Below are 15,492 nucleotides of genomic sequence, written 5' to 3' on the forward strand. Positions count from 1 at the left end.
TTCATAGGACAATTTTTGTATATGGAAAGTTTGAGTGGAGTTATTTAACATAATCTCCCTCCTCTTGCTCAGTCAGATATGTGACAATGGCCTTCTGCTCCCATGGGGTTAATATGGAATGATACTTCTCCATATTATGAGAAAAAACTCGAACAGACACCGGTATTTCCTCATGACTATCAATATATTTAATCATATTTTCAAATGGTATAGTGATATTGCTAACCGATAGAATAGAAAGTAACTCTAAAGCATTTAGTCTATGTACATCACCAGAGCCTAAAGGAACAAATACAAATGGTCTCTTTCCTGATGCTCGAATATTTAAGCCAAATCCAAAGGGAACATTTGCCTTATAACAAGCTTCCACATTAGATGCTAGCCACTCTATCTTCTCCTCAAAATCATGAACCATCCTATACCCATCTGCAAGATTAACTAAAAATAATACCGATACATTAGTAACTTTTGTAAAAATTTTGGTTTGAAGCTGCTGTGTCCTTGCACTTGCTTTCCAATGAATATGGTTAAACTGATCACCTTGTTCATATTCTCTAGTACCAATAGGGAAGAACGGGTCAACAAACAAAGAAGAATTTAACTCCAGCTCTCCAGGCTTAAGTCGAGTAGGAAGAAATTCTTCTTTGATTGGATAGATAGTTGGATAAACCATTGCATCCATCAATATGTATGGTTGGTAATTCAATATAATAGAACCTTCCGTTAAAGGATGAGGGATATTAATATCTATGCCTCTAAACCTCGAAAGACCTCTTCGACTACCAACTATAGGTACTTGTATCGTAACTGTTTTATTGTATCCAATAGAAAAAGGAACATTCACCTCAAAAAATCCTGAAGATAAAATATTATTGGCTCTAACTGGAGCAACTGAATCGTGGAATGCTATTGTAATGGTGCCATTCCAAATCGGCATACCTTTATTTTTAAAAGTCAGCTCAAAATGTGAGGTAGTCCCTTTCATTAATCTAACTCTTTTTTTCTCATTTACAAAAGTAAGTCCACTACCAACTTTTTGAAAGTAAAGCAGTTGAATCAACACGAAACATAACAAAAAGAAAATAATAACGAAAAGTACATGCTGATCAAAGATAAAAAGAAATACCCCACTGATCAGCAATATATCCCTATATATTTTTATATACTTATAGTTTACATCGTTACGTTTCCACGTCATTATATACTTGCCTCAACAGGTGCTTCAATTTCTTTAATCAATTCTGCCATAATATTAGATATTTCATGGATTAGCATTCCTTGCGAGGACAATCTAAGGCGATGCAAACAAACAGGATCTATGATGTTCTTTACGTCGTCTGGTGTCACATACTCCCTACCATTAATGAAGGCGTGGGCTTTAGAAGCCTGTAGCATAGCTAAAGAAGCTCGACTACTTAACCCTAGTTCTATGTACTGGTGTTTTCTCGTGCCTTGTACAATTTGTATGATGTAAGTAAAAATATCTTCATGAACTTGAATATTATTTACTTGCTTAGACCATTCTTCAATTTTCTCAAGAGTAACCACTTGCTTAGTTTTAACTTTTCCAGGAGCTTGACCAAAATGTTTTAAAATGTAATTCTCTTCCTTCATGGTTGGATAACCAATATTAAGCTTAAATAAAAAGCGGTCTAGCTGAGCAGCAGGTAACTGGAAGGTACCTTGCTGTGATTCTATTGGGTTTTGTGTAGCAATTACCATAAAAGGATAAGGTAGCTTAATAGTTTCACCATCAATTGACACTTGTTTCTCTTCCATCGCCTCTAAAAGACTGGACTGAGTTCTTGGAGTGGCACGATTAATTTCATCTGCAAGCAAAATATTACTCATTACTGGACCCATCCGCAGAATAAACTCCTGCTTCTGAGGATGAAAGTAACTAATTCCTGTTACATCTGAAGGAAGAACATCGGGAGTAAATTGTATTCGTTTAAATTCTCCTTGAATGGCTTCTGCAAAAGATTTAGCCATCATTGTTTTTCCAGATCCAGGTACACTTTCTAATAGCACATGGCCTTGAACTAACAAACCCATTAGCATAAAATCGATTTCTTTTTGTCTACCTATAATAGATTGGTTCAATTCTTTTTTTAGTTTGATTAAAGCTGAATCCATTCATATCTTCTCCAATTTACTAGTCGATTTGTTTAGATGTGCTTAGCTGCTTAACTTGGGAATGAAACTCGTTAAGTAAATGATCTAGCTCTTCGCTTAATCGAATAGTTTCCCTATTAGTTACACCATTTTCTATCGCAGATTGAATCATCTTTTCTCTTGTATATTCTAGCCTTTTTAGAATAGATTCCATCATTAGAAAACTCTCCTTTTGAAAATTGTATATTTCCCTCTACTATCTATACATAAACCCCTTATACTAATCAGAATATACCGACAATTTAAAGTAAAGTAATGTACATTAGCACATTAACTTCTTGGATGCGTTAGATAAGTATATATTATATCTCCACCTTGCATTGCATTACCACTAAAGTGTTTAAAATCTTCTCTTTTTACAAGTACTTCTCTAAATGCTAAAAACTCTTCCTTAGTGACGTGAATTTGATCTATCATCCCACTTTTTAGCGCGTTAAGTTGTTCATCTATCGATTGCATATTTTTAAATCTCCTTATATTTTAAATAAATGGTGTTTATTCCTCTGAAAAACATAACAATTATAGAATGTCTCCTAAACTGAATTCCTCATGTATTATTAAAAAGTACTATTTTAAAATCAGTCAAAATGTATAGTTTTAAAACTTTTGATAAAAATACTTTACGTACATCTTTTTTTAGGGCAAACTGTATTATATTATGTTCTTAAGGGGATGGGACAATCTATGAAAATCGCTGAAGTCGGTAACATTATTGAGTTTAAAGATGGTCTTCAAGGTATAGTAGAAAAAGTTAACGAGAATTCTGTCATAGTTGATTTAACTTATATGGAAAACTTTAACGAGCTTGAACTAGAAGAAAAAACGGTAATCAACCATAAGCGTTATAAGATATTATATAGCAATGAAGATTAAACGTCATGCCGTTCCTCTCCATGAGATGAACGGTTTTATTTCTAAGTAACAGGCAATTCTTTTTCCTAGACCGTCATAAAACTCTATACTTCTCTTTTTTTGTGACTATGGTAAGGATGTGCATATATGATTAATCGAAAACTTTTTATAGGACTAGTAATATCACTAGTATTAGCTTTTGTTTTTACTTGGGTTACGTTTAATAATGAAAACGTATTTTGGTATTTCTATTCGTTTACAACACTTTTTTTAACGGCTTCTTCTTTTTATTTTTCAAAATTAGAAGATCAGCTGAAAACGTTTAACTATTTATTTTGGGGTATAGTATATGGTATAGGAACTTACTTATTGTGCTTTTTAGGTTTACAGCTACTGGAGCTATTACCATCTCAAGCGACGAAAGAAGTTTCTCATTTCTTTGGTGTATTTGCACCTTCTGCTTTATGGCATTACATTTTATTGTTCTTCATCATTATTCCTGGAGAAGAATTTTTCTGGCGTGGCTTCATCCAAAATGCAGTGAAAAATTGGTTCTCTCCTACTCTCGCTATACTAACTAGTTCCGTTTTATATGGAGCATCATTTATAGTGAGTGGTTTCTACATTGGTGTTTTTTTTGCTATTATTGTAGGAATCATTTTTGGATGGCTTTACGAAAAGAAAAAAAGTATGCCACTTAATATTGTAGCCCATATTGTATTTCTTTTAATGCTATTCCTGGTGCTACCACTAATATGAAAGTTATGTAAACCATAACTATACTAGAAAGGGAGCTGAATAAATGAAAAAAGTAATTTCAACTTTATCTGTCCTTCTGCTAACACTTTTGATTGCTGCTTGTGGTTCTTCAGAGAAAGAGACATCTAACGATGATCAAGTAACAGATTCTAAAAACAACAGCGAAGCTAACGGTTCAGAGGAAAAAGAAAATAGTTCTGAAGCAACCGGAACTTCTGTAGATAGTGATAATCAGGAATATTCCATATCCGTACTTGATGGCTATGAATTAACTGCAGAAGAACCAAATAAAGACTTGCTATTCAATAAAGAAAATGAAGAGCAATCTATGCGTATAGAAGTCTATAATGCCTCTGAGGTTAATATGGCAGATGTAACAAACGAGCTAGTAGAGACAGTAAAAGCATCTAATTCAGAAGGCAACGTAACAGAAATCACTGATAACTCAATTGTCCCTTCTGGGAAACAAATAGAAGATGTTAAGTCGTACAAAGCAGAAATTCCAGATGGCAATAATGTCTATGGCTACACATTCCTTCAAGATGGCTTAGGAGTAAAATTAACAGTTTTTGATACAGCAGAATCGCCTGCTATTGAAGATTTCATCAAAATGGCAAATACTATTAAAATCAATTAAAATAAAAACTTCGGGCCGTACTATGGCTCGAAGTTCTTAAGATAATTTTTTAATGGACAGACCAAGCTTCTTTATTAACTCTATAGCATCTTTTTTTTCATCTTCTGTCAAGATGCTCATTAATTGTACTAACTGCTGCTCATGACGTGGGAATAATTCTTTCATAAACTCTGAGCCTTCTTCTGTTATTTCCGCATAGGTAACTCTTCGATCTGTATCGCTGGATACCCGCTTTATAAAGCCACGACCCTCAAGCTTATCTACTACATAAGTAATAGATCCACTAGCGAGTAATATCTTATTTCCTATTTGTTGCAAGGGTTGCTTTCCTTTATGGAATAAAAGCTCTAATACCGCAAATTCAGTTGGATTTAACCCATTTTCTTGAAAGAAATGATTTGTACATTCATGTATTACTTTATGAGCACGGGAAAGTACTATAAATAATTTCAAAGCACTACTCGATAAGTCATTGGTCATTGTCGTCATCCTCACCTATATTAAATTACATTAACAATCATTATATAGGTCAGACTAATAGATTGTCAAAATAGCTTAGGAAGCTACTTGTAAGGGGAGTAGGAAATTAAAGATCGTTCCATTTCCAACCATACTCTCAACCTCTATTTTACCGCCATGAGCCTCCATAACTTCATAGGCATGAGATAATCCAAGCCCAGTTCCTGTCGATTTAGTTGTGAAGAATGGCTTAAAAATATTAGCTAATTCTTCTTCTCCAATTCCATTCCCCTCATCTTTTACTTTAATACTTACAAATCCATCACAAGACAAAGATAATCTAATATCTATTTTACCACTTTTTACCATAGATTCAATAGCATTTTTTATGACATTTATAAAAACCTGTTTTAAAAGGTTTCTATTTCCCAATACTCTAATGTTTGTATATAATTCATTAGTAATATTAATTTCAATTGCTTTCATAAGCGATTGAGGAGTCATGAAACTAGCTACCTCTGTTATGAGCTGGTCAATTTCGAAGTAGGTGTACTCTTTGTTGCTCGGCTTTGAAACTTGAAGAAATTCTGTCAATATTTCTTCCATTCTTTGTATCTCATGATCAATAACATCCAAGTATCTTTTTCCGTCTTCATTAGCAGTTTTCAGTAACAACTGTGTGAATCCCTTTAAAGATGTCATGGGATTACGTATTTCATGAGCGATACTTGCCGCAAGTTGTCCTAGAGTACTTAACGATTCGTTATGATTCAGGCGCTTCCTCATAAACATTTTTTCTGATTCGTCATGAATTTCCATGAGAAATAGATTAGATTCACTCTGTTTAGATACAATCAAATGCAGATACCTATTGTCACCCATATATGTTTGAAATTCACTAAAAAATTCTGCTTGTCCTTTTGAAGCTAAATTCTGTAGAAATGTCTTTCTAGAAGCTCCTGTTAGAGAGAACATATTTAAAAGTGTATTAGAGTTCATTTTAAGCAATTCTTCTCGTTCTATCTTTAACACTTTTTCTATATATGGATTAGCGTCTAATACTTCTCCTTCATCACTTATAAATATTAATCCACTTGAAAAGAGTTGGAAAACCTGTTCAAACCTTTGTTTGTACTCGTATTCTGCTAACATTTTGCACCCAACCTCTCATAAGAATCTGAGAATAAACAATTCAAATTTTTAAATTATTGATTAATTCTGATTATTCCACACTTTTATTATTCTGGATATGGTTATTTTTAACCATATTGTCGACATGAATATTCACTGTTACAATAGTTATGCAAAACTAAAGGAGTTAAGAAAATGAATATAATATTAACCACATTAAATGCAAAGTTTATCCATACGAATTTAGCATTACGCTGTTTAAAAGCAGCAGCTGAACCAGACTATTCCCCCCTTATTGTTGAATATACTATAAAAGATCCAACTTTTAATATAGTAGCTGATTTGTACCAGAAAAATCCGAATGTAGTTGGCTTTAGCTGTTACATTTGGAACATTGAAGAAACAATTAAAGTAATCAAGATGTTAAAAACAGTAGATCCTTCCATAACTATTATTTTAGGCGGTCCCGAAGTTTCCTATGACACGAATGTTTGGCTCCGTAAAGTGACAGAAATTGATTATATCGTAGTTGGTGAAGGTGAACAGACTTTCAAGGAAACATTAGACTTCCTTTACAAAAAGAAAGAGTTAAAAGAAGTACCTGGACTAGCATATGTACAAAACGACAAATTTATTCTAAATCCGCTACCTCCAAAATTAGATTTACGTGAATCTCCTTCTCCATATCGTTTTGAAGAAGATTTACCCAATCTTTCTAAACGAATTGTCTACGTTGAGACTAGTAGAGGGTGTCCTTTTTCTTGTCAATTCTGCCTCTCTTCTATTGAAGTTGGTGTTCGATATTTTAATCGTGAAAAAGTTAAAGAGGATATCCGATTCTTAATGCAAAATGGTGCAAAAACGATAAAATTCGTCGATCGTACATTCAATATCAGTAGAAGTTATGCTATGGAAATGTTTCAATTCCTAATCGATGAACATTTACCAGGAGTTGTTTTTCAATTTGAAATAACAGCTGATATTATGCGACCAGAAGTTATTCAATTTTTAAATGAAAATGCTCCAGCTGGTCTTTTCCGTTTCGAAATTGGTGTACAATCTACCAACGATTTGACGAATGAGTTAGTTAAACGCAGACAGAACTTTGAAAAGTTGAAAAGGACAGTTACTATGGTTAAAAGCGGTGGAAAAATCGATCAGCATTTAGATTTAATCGCTGGGCTACCAGAAGAGGATTATCATTCCTTCCGAAATACTTTCAATGAAGTTTTTGAAATGCGTCCCGAAGAGTTACAACTAGGCTTTTTGAAGCTTTTAAGAGGTACAGGATTGCGAGTCGAAGCAAAAAAGTATGGTTATGTGTATGTAGACCAAGCTCCATATGAAATTTTCTCTAATAATGTATTAAGCTTTCAAGATATTTTACGTATTAAGCAAGTGGAAGACGTTCTTGAAAAGTATTGGAATGCACATAGAATGGACCAAACGTTAGAATTTCTATTTGAGCATGTATTTGAAACACCTTTCGACTTTTTCCAACAATTCGGTACCTATTGGGAAGAAAGAAATTGGTCTAGAATTGGACATCAGCTAGAGGACCTTTATACTCGTCTTTTTGCTTTCCTAGAACAATTAGAAAATATTCCTTTAGCGACTATTAAGTCTGTTATGAAACTAGATTATTTATCAAAACAAAAATTCCAACCACGGAAGCCTTGGTGGAATAATGATTTAAACAAAGAAACTCAGTCTGCGATTTATAAGCTACTAATAGAGGATCCCTCGATTGCTGGAATAGACTTTTCACACTTAAATTTGTCAGAACGAGAACTGTACAAGCAGACATTTATCACACCGATTACTGTTAATGTGGATTTGTTTAAGCAAGGAATCATCAAAGAAGAGAATGGTTTCTTACTGACTGCATTCCAAAACGGAGAAGCTCCACAATTCTTCTTTTTGCAACCAAAAGAAAATATAAAAGTAACGAATTAATAATCACCAAGTTTCATTCCAGAAATTAGTAGAAAGGTGATTAGACCGCTTTAAAATTTCAAAAGCCCCAGAAATTTTACCATTCGGTAAATTCTGGGGCTTCTGTTGTTTCCTTATAGCTTTTGTTTCCACTTTGGTTTACAAGAGGGCTACTTAATCGTTTATCTCTTTCCACAAGCTTTTCACCGTGTTGTGTAAGGATGACTAGCAGTTATTCAATAGCAGTTTTAATTACCCAATAATTACACGTTCCTTTGGATAATGGTATTTGGTAATTTTTCGCTTACCTCCTAATGTAAATAGGAAGGATATTAAACCAACTCTTCCTATAAACATGAGGAGCATGATTACTAGCTTTCCGAAGGAAGATAGGTTCTCTGTCACCCCAAGCGACATACCACATGTACCAAACGCAGAGGTTATTTCAAATAGTAGGGATGCTACTGGAACACCCGGTTCCGAAACCGATAATATAATTGTTGCAGCAAAGACCATCAGGATAGCTAAAACAAATACTGCAAAGGCCCTATAAATATCTAGTAGATGAATTTCACGATTAAATATTTGTATATTTTCTTTGCCTCTAGAAAAGTTTATTAGAAACAAGATTGCAAGTGCAAAGGTAGTTGTCCGTATTCCTCCACCTACTGAGCTAGGAGAAGCACCAATAAACATGAGTGCACTCATAAAAAGATTAGTTCCTTCGTTAAACATATTGATGTCCACAGTAGTTAGCCCCGCAGACCGAGTTGATACTGAATGAAAAAAAGCAGTGAAGAATTTCTCATGCCAAGGTAGATCCTTAAGAGTATTAAATAATTCAAGTAAAAAAATCATCACTGTTCCTATAACTAATAGGGCCCCATACGTTAAAGTAGTTAGCTTCGTAAATAATGAAAATCTAAAATTTTTATTTTTATTCGAAAGAAATTCTTTTACCTCGATTAAAACAGGAAAGCCAATCGCACCAAATACAATCATTATACTCGTGATGATTAGAACAAAGTAATCATGATGATAAGGAACTAAGGATTCACCTGTTATATCAAAACCTGCATTAGTAGTAGCAGAAACAGAAGTAAACACTCCATGTAACAATGCTTGTTTAAATGTATCGTAGTATTGCGTAAAGTAAACTGTCAGTATAATTGAACCAAGCAATTGAATAAATAAGAGAATTTTAATAATTTCCTTTATAAGCATTACAGCACCTGACATTTTAGACTGGTTGTGGTCAACCATGATTAACTGCCTTTCCCTTAAACCAATTCTTCTACCAACCACAAGCCAAATAAATGTTCCTAAAGACATTATTCCAATTCCTCCAAGCTGGAGAATTAGAATAAGCATGATATACCCAAAAATAGTATATGTATCTACAATGCTTATAGTTGTTAGCCCTGTTACACTAACGGCGCTAACTGCTGTAAACAAGCTATCAATAAAGTCTACTTTCACACCTGGCCTATGAACTCCCGGTAAGCGAAGTAGAATAACTGAAATAGCGATGGCAATAAAATAATAAGAAACAATTATTTGAGCCGGTGTCATTTTATATTTCGCTTTAAATGTATAGTTTTTCATTTAATATGTTCCTTTCAAGTTAAAGAGAGCCTATTAAATCATTGTAAAAAAAAAAAGTATAAAAAGATAGCAGTAACCATACTATCTTTTCATACTTTTAACTAAATCATTATATATTTACTAAGATTAAGCAGTCTTTTTGTTTTTGGCTACACCAAGTAAATACCCACCAATAGCGATTACTAGTAAAACAACCCAGAAAGTCAATTTCCATCCAGTTGAATGTGGGAAATGCTCATCAAGTATAGCTACACTTGGATGAGATAGTGTTAATACAGTTAACTTAACCCCTACCCAACCTACTATTAAAAATGCAGCTGTTTCTAGTGTAGGATATTTTTCAAGTAATTGAACAAATTTATGTGCGGCAAAACGCATAATAACTAGCCCAATAACACCACCGATGAACATTACTGCAAACTGTCCACCGTTAATTCCACCAATTTCAAAGTCTCCCCAATATGGCAACGTTACTGCAATCGCAACTGCAGCTAACATAGAGTCGATTGCAAACGCGATATCTGCTAATTCTACTTTTAATACAGTCATCCAGAATCCTGAACCTTTTGCATTTTCTTCTAAGCCATCTGTTTCAATATGCGGACCTGGTTTTTTACGTTGATCGTAAATATGTTTTATCGAGATAAATAACAGATAAGCAGCACCTAGTGCTTGCACCTGCCAAATGTTAACTAAAAACGTAATCATAAATAAAGCTGCAAATCTAAAAACAAAAGCTCCTAATAGACCGTAAAACAGAGCCTTTTTTTGTTGGGCCTTCGGTAAGTGCTTAACCATTACTGCCATTACTACTGCGTTATCAGCAGCTAGCAAGCCTTCCAGTCCTACTAGGACAAGTAAAACCCATCCATACTCTAACAAAATTCCATAATCCATAAAAATCCTCCTTTGAAATATAAAAAGACCCCTGCCTAAAAAAAGGCAAAGGTCTTGCTAAGCAAATTAAAAATTAATGTGCTATCATAACCGATGGCAAAAGCCATGTAATGACGACTATGAAATAGGTTTCCCTATAGCTACTCCCCTTTGACGAACGTCAAGAGTCTATTTATTTATATGTCTATAATAACAACATATAAGTGATTAGTAAAGCAAAATTATTTAATTGAAATATGATAAGTTGAATCGTCTTTGTGTTTGTTATAAAAACGAACCATGGAAGGTATAGACTCTATAAAATCAGGACAATTTATCTCTCCTTTACGTAGAATTTTTTCAGCATTTGTTGTATCAAAAGAAGAATTCCAAGCGAGATAATCTAATGTTTCTTTTTCCACCTGCAGGAACTTTCTTATAGGTAATAAGCTAACAGACCCCTTTGCTAATGCTAATGGTATTCTTCCCTTAGGATATTTTCCTGTAACTTCTCTAACAAAAGCTCTATATACCTCTTCAACTGGATAAGGCTTTGGATCGGTTAAATGAATAGTCTTCCCTTCTGCTTCCTCATCAAAACAGCAATATATGGAGGCTTTTGTTATGTAATCAGATGGTACTACATTAATAAAAGACGTGGACTTACCGAGATAAGGTATTATTGGTAATCGTTTTAATCTGTTAATCATGTTTATAAAAAAGTATGGCCCATCAAACTTAATCGTTTCTCCCGTGATGGAATGTCCCCTTACAATCCCTGGTCTAATAATGGTAAGTGGCAGTTGGCTTTTTAAGTTGTTTACAAGTACTTCTGCCTCGTATTTTGTTTCCTCATAATGATTTTTAAATCCAGGGGGTTTAATAAGTTCCGTCTCCAGTAGCTTACCTTCTCTTTTCCCCGCCACATAAGCCGTGCTAAAATACATATACCTTTTTATATTTGGAAGTTTAAGAACTAACTCATTAAATAATTTAGTTCCTTCAACATTAACCTTCCAGGCAATTTCCTTTGGAACAGCTAAGTCATAAATAGCTGCTAAATGCCATACATCATTTATTTCTTGCTTTAGGTTGTTAATTGTTTCATTATCAAGCCCTGCATTTGAAAGTGTAATATCCCCTTTTACCACAATAATCGATTGGTTAGTTATTCCGTCCTCGTAGATTTCATTTATTACCTGTTCAGCTTTTTGAACTAGATTAGGAAGAACAAGAACATAAATAGCGGAATATCGATTTTGATGACGTAGTTCCTTTATGATATTTTTCGACAAAAACCCTGGAAATCCTGTAATCAATGCATTAGACATATTGGTAATCATCCCCTTTTTTTGATTATACTAAAGACCTCTAAATGCGCATACATAAACTTTAATCGTAAAAGGTATTACACGAAATTCTATTAGGTCTAGTGCCTTAAACCAAACCAATGTATACAAAAATAAAGCTCCGAAATTTTACAGTACGTAAATTTTCGGAGCTTCTCTTATTTAAGATGATTTTATTTTTCTTGTCTCTCTGTCCATTAAACTATAGATGATTGGCACTACAAATAACGTTAGTAAAGTCGAAGCAACTAAACCACCAATTACAGTTAAAGCCATTGGCTGATTTATTTCTGTTCCCTCTCCAATTCCAAGGGCCAATGGAATTAAACCTAATATTGTCGTTAGAGCTGTCATTAGTATCGGACGTACTCTATCCCGAACGGAAGTCGTAATTGCCTCGAAGGATGAATAGCCATCTGCTTTACGCTGGTTAATGTAATCTACTAATACAATCCCATTATTCACAACAATTCCAACAAGTATTAATATCCCTATGACAGCGGAAACGCTAATAGGAGTATTTGTAATGAATAAGACAATCCCAATTCCTATCACGATTAACGGTACAGTAAACATGATTACAAACGGATATTTATAAGATTCAAACTGAGCTGCCATTACGATAAACACTAAGACAACCGCCAATAAAACAGCCAAAATCATATCATTTTTGGCATTATCCATCAACTCTCTGTCGCCACCAAAATTGACCTGCACTTTATCACTAAAGTTTTGTTTCTCTATTACTTGATCAATTTGTTCAGACATATCTCCTAGTGTATTTTCTGACTCATACTTAACAGAAAATGCAACCGCGCTAGCCTGGTTTAAGCTCCGTATAGCTACTGGTCCCTCAGCAACCTCTATACTTGCAACATCCTCAAGGTTTACAAATTGACCGGATGGAGTACGTAGTTTTAATTGCTTTAAGGTTTCAATATTTTCCCGATCTGATTCGTTATATTTAACGTAAACTCCGTAAACTTCATTGTCTTCCGAGATTATTTGGGAAGCTAACACGCCTCTCGTTACATTGTTAACCATTTGAGCTACTTGAGCAGGAGCGAGACCTAGTTCTGTTGCTGCATCTCGCTTAACAATCATTTGTACTTCCTCTACTGTAGAAATAATGTCATTGTTGACCTTAGTTACGCCTTTTATTTTTTCTAAATCAGCCTGCAAATCAGCAACGGCTTGGTTTAATATATCTTTATCAGCGGAGGAAATATTGAAAGATACCACATTAGGTGAGGAGCCTGATGCTGTTTGAACATTAAAGTTTATCTCTGCTCTTTCTCCAATTACCTCTACTATTTTAGGCTGTACTTTATCTACAAATTCAAACGTAGACTGACTTCGTTCATCAAGCGGTTTTAGTTTCACAGAGATTTCTGCGATGTTAGATCTAGAAGTACCTCGAGACATGCCCTCTTGACTTCCGCCTACGAAGCTTACATAGACATCTACATCCTTCTGTTCCTGCAATATATTCTCTATCTCGTCTACTATTTCATTTGTAGATGTAAACGATGAACCATTTGGTAGCCTTACACTAATAGAAGCAAAGCCTTCATCCGTAGGAGGTAAAAATTCAGTACCCACACGGAAAATACCAAATACAGAAATGACTAGTAAAGCTAAGGTCATAGTAAGAACTAAAGCTCGGTGACCTAAAGACCACTTAATTGACTTCTCCAAATTGTTGTAAGCCTTCGATCTTCGTCTTCTCGCTTCTAAATTTCCTTTTGGTTTTTTTAACATTTTGCTAGCCATCATAGGTATGACAGTGAGTGCAACAAAAAGTGAAGCAATAAGACTAAACGAAATAGTTAACGCAAATTCGGTAAATATCTGGCCAATAAGTCCTGAAAGGAAAATTACAGGTATAAATACTGCTATAGTTGTTAAAGTAGAAGCTGTAATTGCCCCACTTACTTCTTTTGTGCCTATTAAAGCTGCAGCTTTAGGGTCTTTTCCTAAACCGAGATGCCTTTCGATATTCTCAATAACAACAATCGAATTATCAACTAACATCCCAATTCCCAATGCAAGTGCTCCGAGCGTCATTATATTTAAAGAAAAACCCGCAAAGTACATCAGTAAAAATGTCACAATAACGGAATATGGAATTGCCACACCAATAATAATTGGACTTCTAATCCCTTTTAAGAACACGAACAAAACTAACATTGCCAATAAACCACCTGTTACTAAAGTGGTTCCAATATTGTTAATGGCCAGCTTGACGTAATCCCCTTGATCAAAAAGAATATCCGCTGTAACTCCCTTATATTCCTCTTTCTCTAGTTGCTTGTCTAAAGCTTCTTGAAAAGCTGTAGATACTTGTGCAGTGTTTGCACTAGATTCTTGGAGCACAGACAAGAGAACAGCCGGCTCTTCATTGGCTCTTGTTTCACTATTTGTCTCTTGTTCTGCTAACTGAACTGTTGCAACATCGGAAATAGTTATTTGCGAACCATCAATTGGGTTAACAGTAATAATTAAATCTTGTATTTCTTCAACAGAGGTTAATGAACTCATAATTCGAGTAGTTAAGGACATCTTTTCCTCTGTTTCTATTGGGTCTCCAGGAAGAGAAATATTATTCGCTTGAATTAGCTGGACAATATCACTTTGAGTTAGTCCATTTTGAATTAATTTGTTTTGATCTAATAATATCTGCACTTCTTCGACAAGTGAGCCAGATATATTAACACTTGCAACACCATCTGTGCTGATTAATTCCTTCTCGAGTTCTTTTGCTATTAATCGAATATCTTGTCCATCATCAGCAGCTCTTAGTGATAACTGAATGACTGGAAACTGGGCAGGATCAAATTTTAAAAATCTTGGTTTATCTGCTCCAGTAGGTACGGGCACTAAATCTATTCGTTGCATGATGTCCAATTGAACATCATCCATATCTGTAGACCAATCAAATTCTAATAAAATAAAATTAGCGCTTTCTTGAGATGTACTACTGATTGACTTAATACCAGGTAAGGTACTTAAAGAAGTTTCTAATGGTTTGGTTATTTTTTCATCTACCTCTATTGGCCCAGCACCAGGATAGTTAGTTACGACAACGCCAATTGGAGGATTTAACTCTGGGATCAATGTGATTGGAATTTTAAAAAAAGAAACAGCTCCTAATATAACTACTAAAAACATAATTACAGTAGTAAATACAGGTCTTTTTATAGAGAAACCACTAATTTTCATATACAGGGAACCACCTTTACTTTCGCTATTTATATCATATGCTCTATGACGTAAGAGTTCAAATTTTATTATTGCTTAGGGATAGATAAATAAAGAGAATATAACAATTGTATAACTTTTTTCTATGCCGTAGAAATGTGCAGAAACAACTAATAACGTTAATTACGAACTACTTCCCCTTTCATACACAGCCGATGATGGTTAGAACGGGTAGCTCTCCAGTTATATAAGTTAAAAATACCACGATTTCACTCACCTCAATGGAAAATGTACTTCTTTAATTTATTCTTTCTGCTCCATATAGAAATCAAATTCTCTCGTTTTTTATAATAAAAAGCTTTGTTAAAGTTATTGGTTGATTTTGACTAACAATTCTTTTTATAGTGACTGTAAACATTATGTAAGTGACTTTCAAATGACTATTGTAATCATAAATAAATTATGAAATTGGGGTTGGACAGTTTTTCAGCTTTGTTTATGCGAGTAAATTGA

General features: G+C 34.2%; 14 protein-coding genes. 4 read left to right on the plus strand and 10 right to left on the minus strand.

Translation table 11 applies throughout. The annotated features are described in order from the left end of the window. Window positions 1-40: 40 nt before the first annotated feature. The 4 genes from MKY09_RS13730 to MKY09_RS13745 all read right to left on the minus strand — a co-directional run bounded on the left by MKY09_RS13730 (window position 41) and on the right by MKY09_RS13745 (window position 2,634). Entirely contained in the window at window positions 41-1,198 is a 1,158-nt protein-coding gene (locus tag MKY09_RS13730; RefSeq protein WP_169358894.1) for a DUF58 domain-containing protein, read from the minus strand. Further along, on the minus strand, window positions 1,198-2,136 hold the full coding sequence (locus MKY09_RS13735) for a MoxR family ATPase (protein ID WP_169358893.1): 939 nt from the start codon (window positions 2,134-2,136) through the stop codon (window positions 1,198-1,200). Before MKY09_RS13735 ends, MKY09_RS13730 begins: the two co-directional genes overlap by 1 nt. A 19-nt stretch (window positions 2,137-2,155) precedes the next feature. Continuing rightward, the gene (locus MKY09_RS13740) at window positions 2,156-2,332 is read right to left on the minus strand and encodes an aspartyl-phosphate phosphatase Spo0E family protein (RefSeq protein WP_169358892.1); all 177 of its coding nucleotides are present in this window, start codon (window positions 2,330-2,332) and stop codon (window positions 2,156-2,158) included. A gap of 113 nt (window positions 2,333-2,445) precedes the next feature. Then, the gene (locus tag MKY09_RS13745) at window positions 2,446-2,634 is read right to left on the minus strand and encodes a hypothetical protein (RefSeq protein WP_169358891.1); all 189 of its coding nucleotides are present in this window, start codon (window positions 2,632-2,634) and stop codon (window positions 2,446-2,448) included. 225 nt (window positions 2,635-2,859) lie between these two features. On the opposite strand from MKY09_RS13745, the gene MKY09_RS13750 reads away from it, so the two are divergent. The 3 genes from MKY09_RS13750 to MKY09_RS13760 all read left to right on the plus strand — a co-directional run bounded on the left by MKY09_RS13750 (window position 2,860) and on the right by MKY09_RS13760 (window position 4,423). Next, a complete protein-coding gene (locus tag MKY09_RS13750) occupies window positions 2,860-3,048 on the plus strand; it encodes a DUF2187 family protein (protein WP_144537802.1) in 189 nt (62 codons plus the stop codon). Window positions 3,049-3,174: 126 nt separating this feature from the next. Beyond that, window positions 3,175-3,786: a type II CAAX endopeptidase family protein gene (locus MKY09_RS13755; RefSeq protein WP_342566887.1), complete on the plus strand. Its 612-nt coding sequence runs from the start codon at window positions 3,175-3,177 to the stop codon at window positions 3,784-3,786. 43 nt (window positions 3,787-3,829) lie between these two features. After that, complete coding sequence (locus MKY09_RS13760) at window positions 3,830-4,423, plus strand: hypothetical protein (RefSeq protein ID WP_342566888.1); 594 nt, start codon at window positions 3,830-3,832, stop codon at window positions 4,421-4,423. Between the two features lie 36 nt (window positions 4,424-4,459). On the opposite strand, the gene MKY09_RS13765 is transcribed toward MKY09_RS13760, so the two are convergent. Both MKY09_RS13765 and MKY09_RS13770 read right to left on the minus strand, forming a co-directional pair. Then, a complete protein-coding gene (locus MKY09_RS13765; RefSeq protein WP_169358888.1) occupies window positions 4,460-4,903 on the minus strand; it encodes a MarR family transcriptional regulator in 444 nt (147 codons plus the stop codon). 75 nt (window positions 4,904-4,978) lie between these two features. Next, window positions 4,979-6,034: an ATP-binding protein gene (locus MKY09_RS13770; RefSeq protein WP_251556066.1), complete on the minus strand. Its 1,056-nt coding sequence runs from the start codon at window positions 6,032-6,034 to the stop codon at window positions 4,979-4,981. A gap of 174 nt (window positions 6,035-6,208) precedes the next feature. On the opposite strand from MKY09_RS13770, the gene MKY09_RS13775 reads away from it, so the two are divergent. Then, on the plus strand, window positions 6,209-7,969 hold the full coding sequence (locus tag MKY09_RS13775; RefSeq protein WP_342566889.1) for a B12-binding domain-containing radical SAM protein: 1,761 nt from the start codon (window positions 6,209-6,211) through the stop codon (window positions 7,967-7,969). A 231-nt stretch (window positions 7,970-8,200) separates the two neighbouring features. Here MKY09_RS13775 and MKY09_RS13780 read toward each other — a convergent pair whose 3' ends face one another. The 4 genes from MKY09_RS13780 to MKY09_RS13795 all read right to left on the minus strand — a co-directional run bounded on the left by MKY09_RS13780 (window position 8,201) and on the right by MKY09_RS13795 (window position 15,000). After that, window positions 8,201-9,553, minus strand: a complete 1,353-nt coding sequence (locus MKY09_RS13780; protein ID WP_342566890.1) for a TrkH family potassium uptake protein — start codon at window positions 9,551-9,553, stop codon at window positions 8,201-8,203. Window positions 9,554-9,679: 126 nt separating this feature from the next. After that, entirely contained in the window at window positions 9,680-10,450 is a 771-nt protein-coding gene (locus MKY09_RS13785; protein WP_342566891.1) for a TerC family protein, read from the minus strand. A 221-nt stretch (window positions 10,451-10,671) separates the two neighbouring features. After that, window positions 10,672-11,760, minus strand: a complete 1,089-nt coding sequence (locus MKY09_RS13790) for an SDR family oxidoreductase (RefSeq protein WP_342566892.1) — start codon at window positions 11,758-11,760, stop codon at window positions 10,672-10,674. Window positions 11,761-11,940: 180 nt separating this feature from the next. Then, on the minus strand, window positions 11,941-15,000 hold the full coding sequence (locus MKY09_RS13795) for an efflux RND transporter permease subunit (protein ID WP_342566893.1): 3,060 nt from the start codon (window positions 14,998-15,000) through the stop codon (window positions 11,941-11,943). Between the last annotated feature and the right edge of the window lie 492 nt (window positions 15,001-15,492).

This window comes from Psychrobacillus sp. FSL K6-4046, from assembly GCF_038624605.1.
Taxonomy (GTDB): Bacteria; Bacillota; Bacilli; order Bacillales_A; family Planococcaceae; genus Psychrobacillus.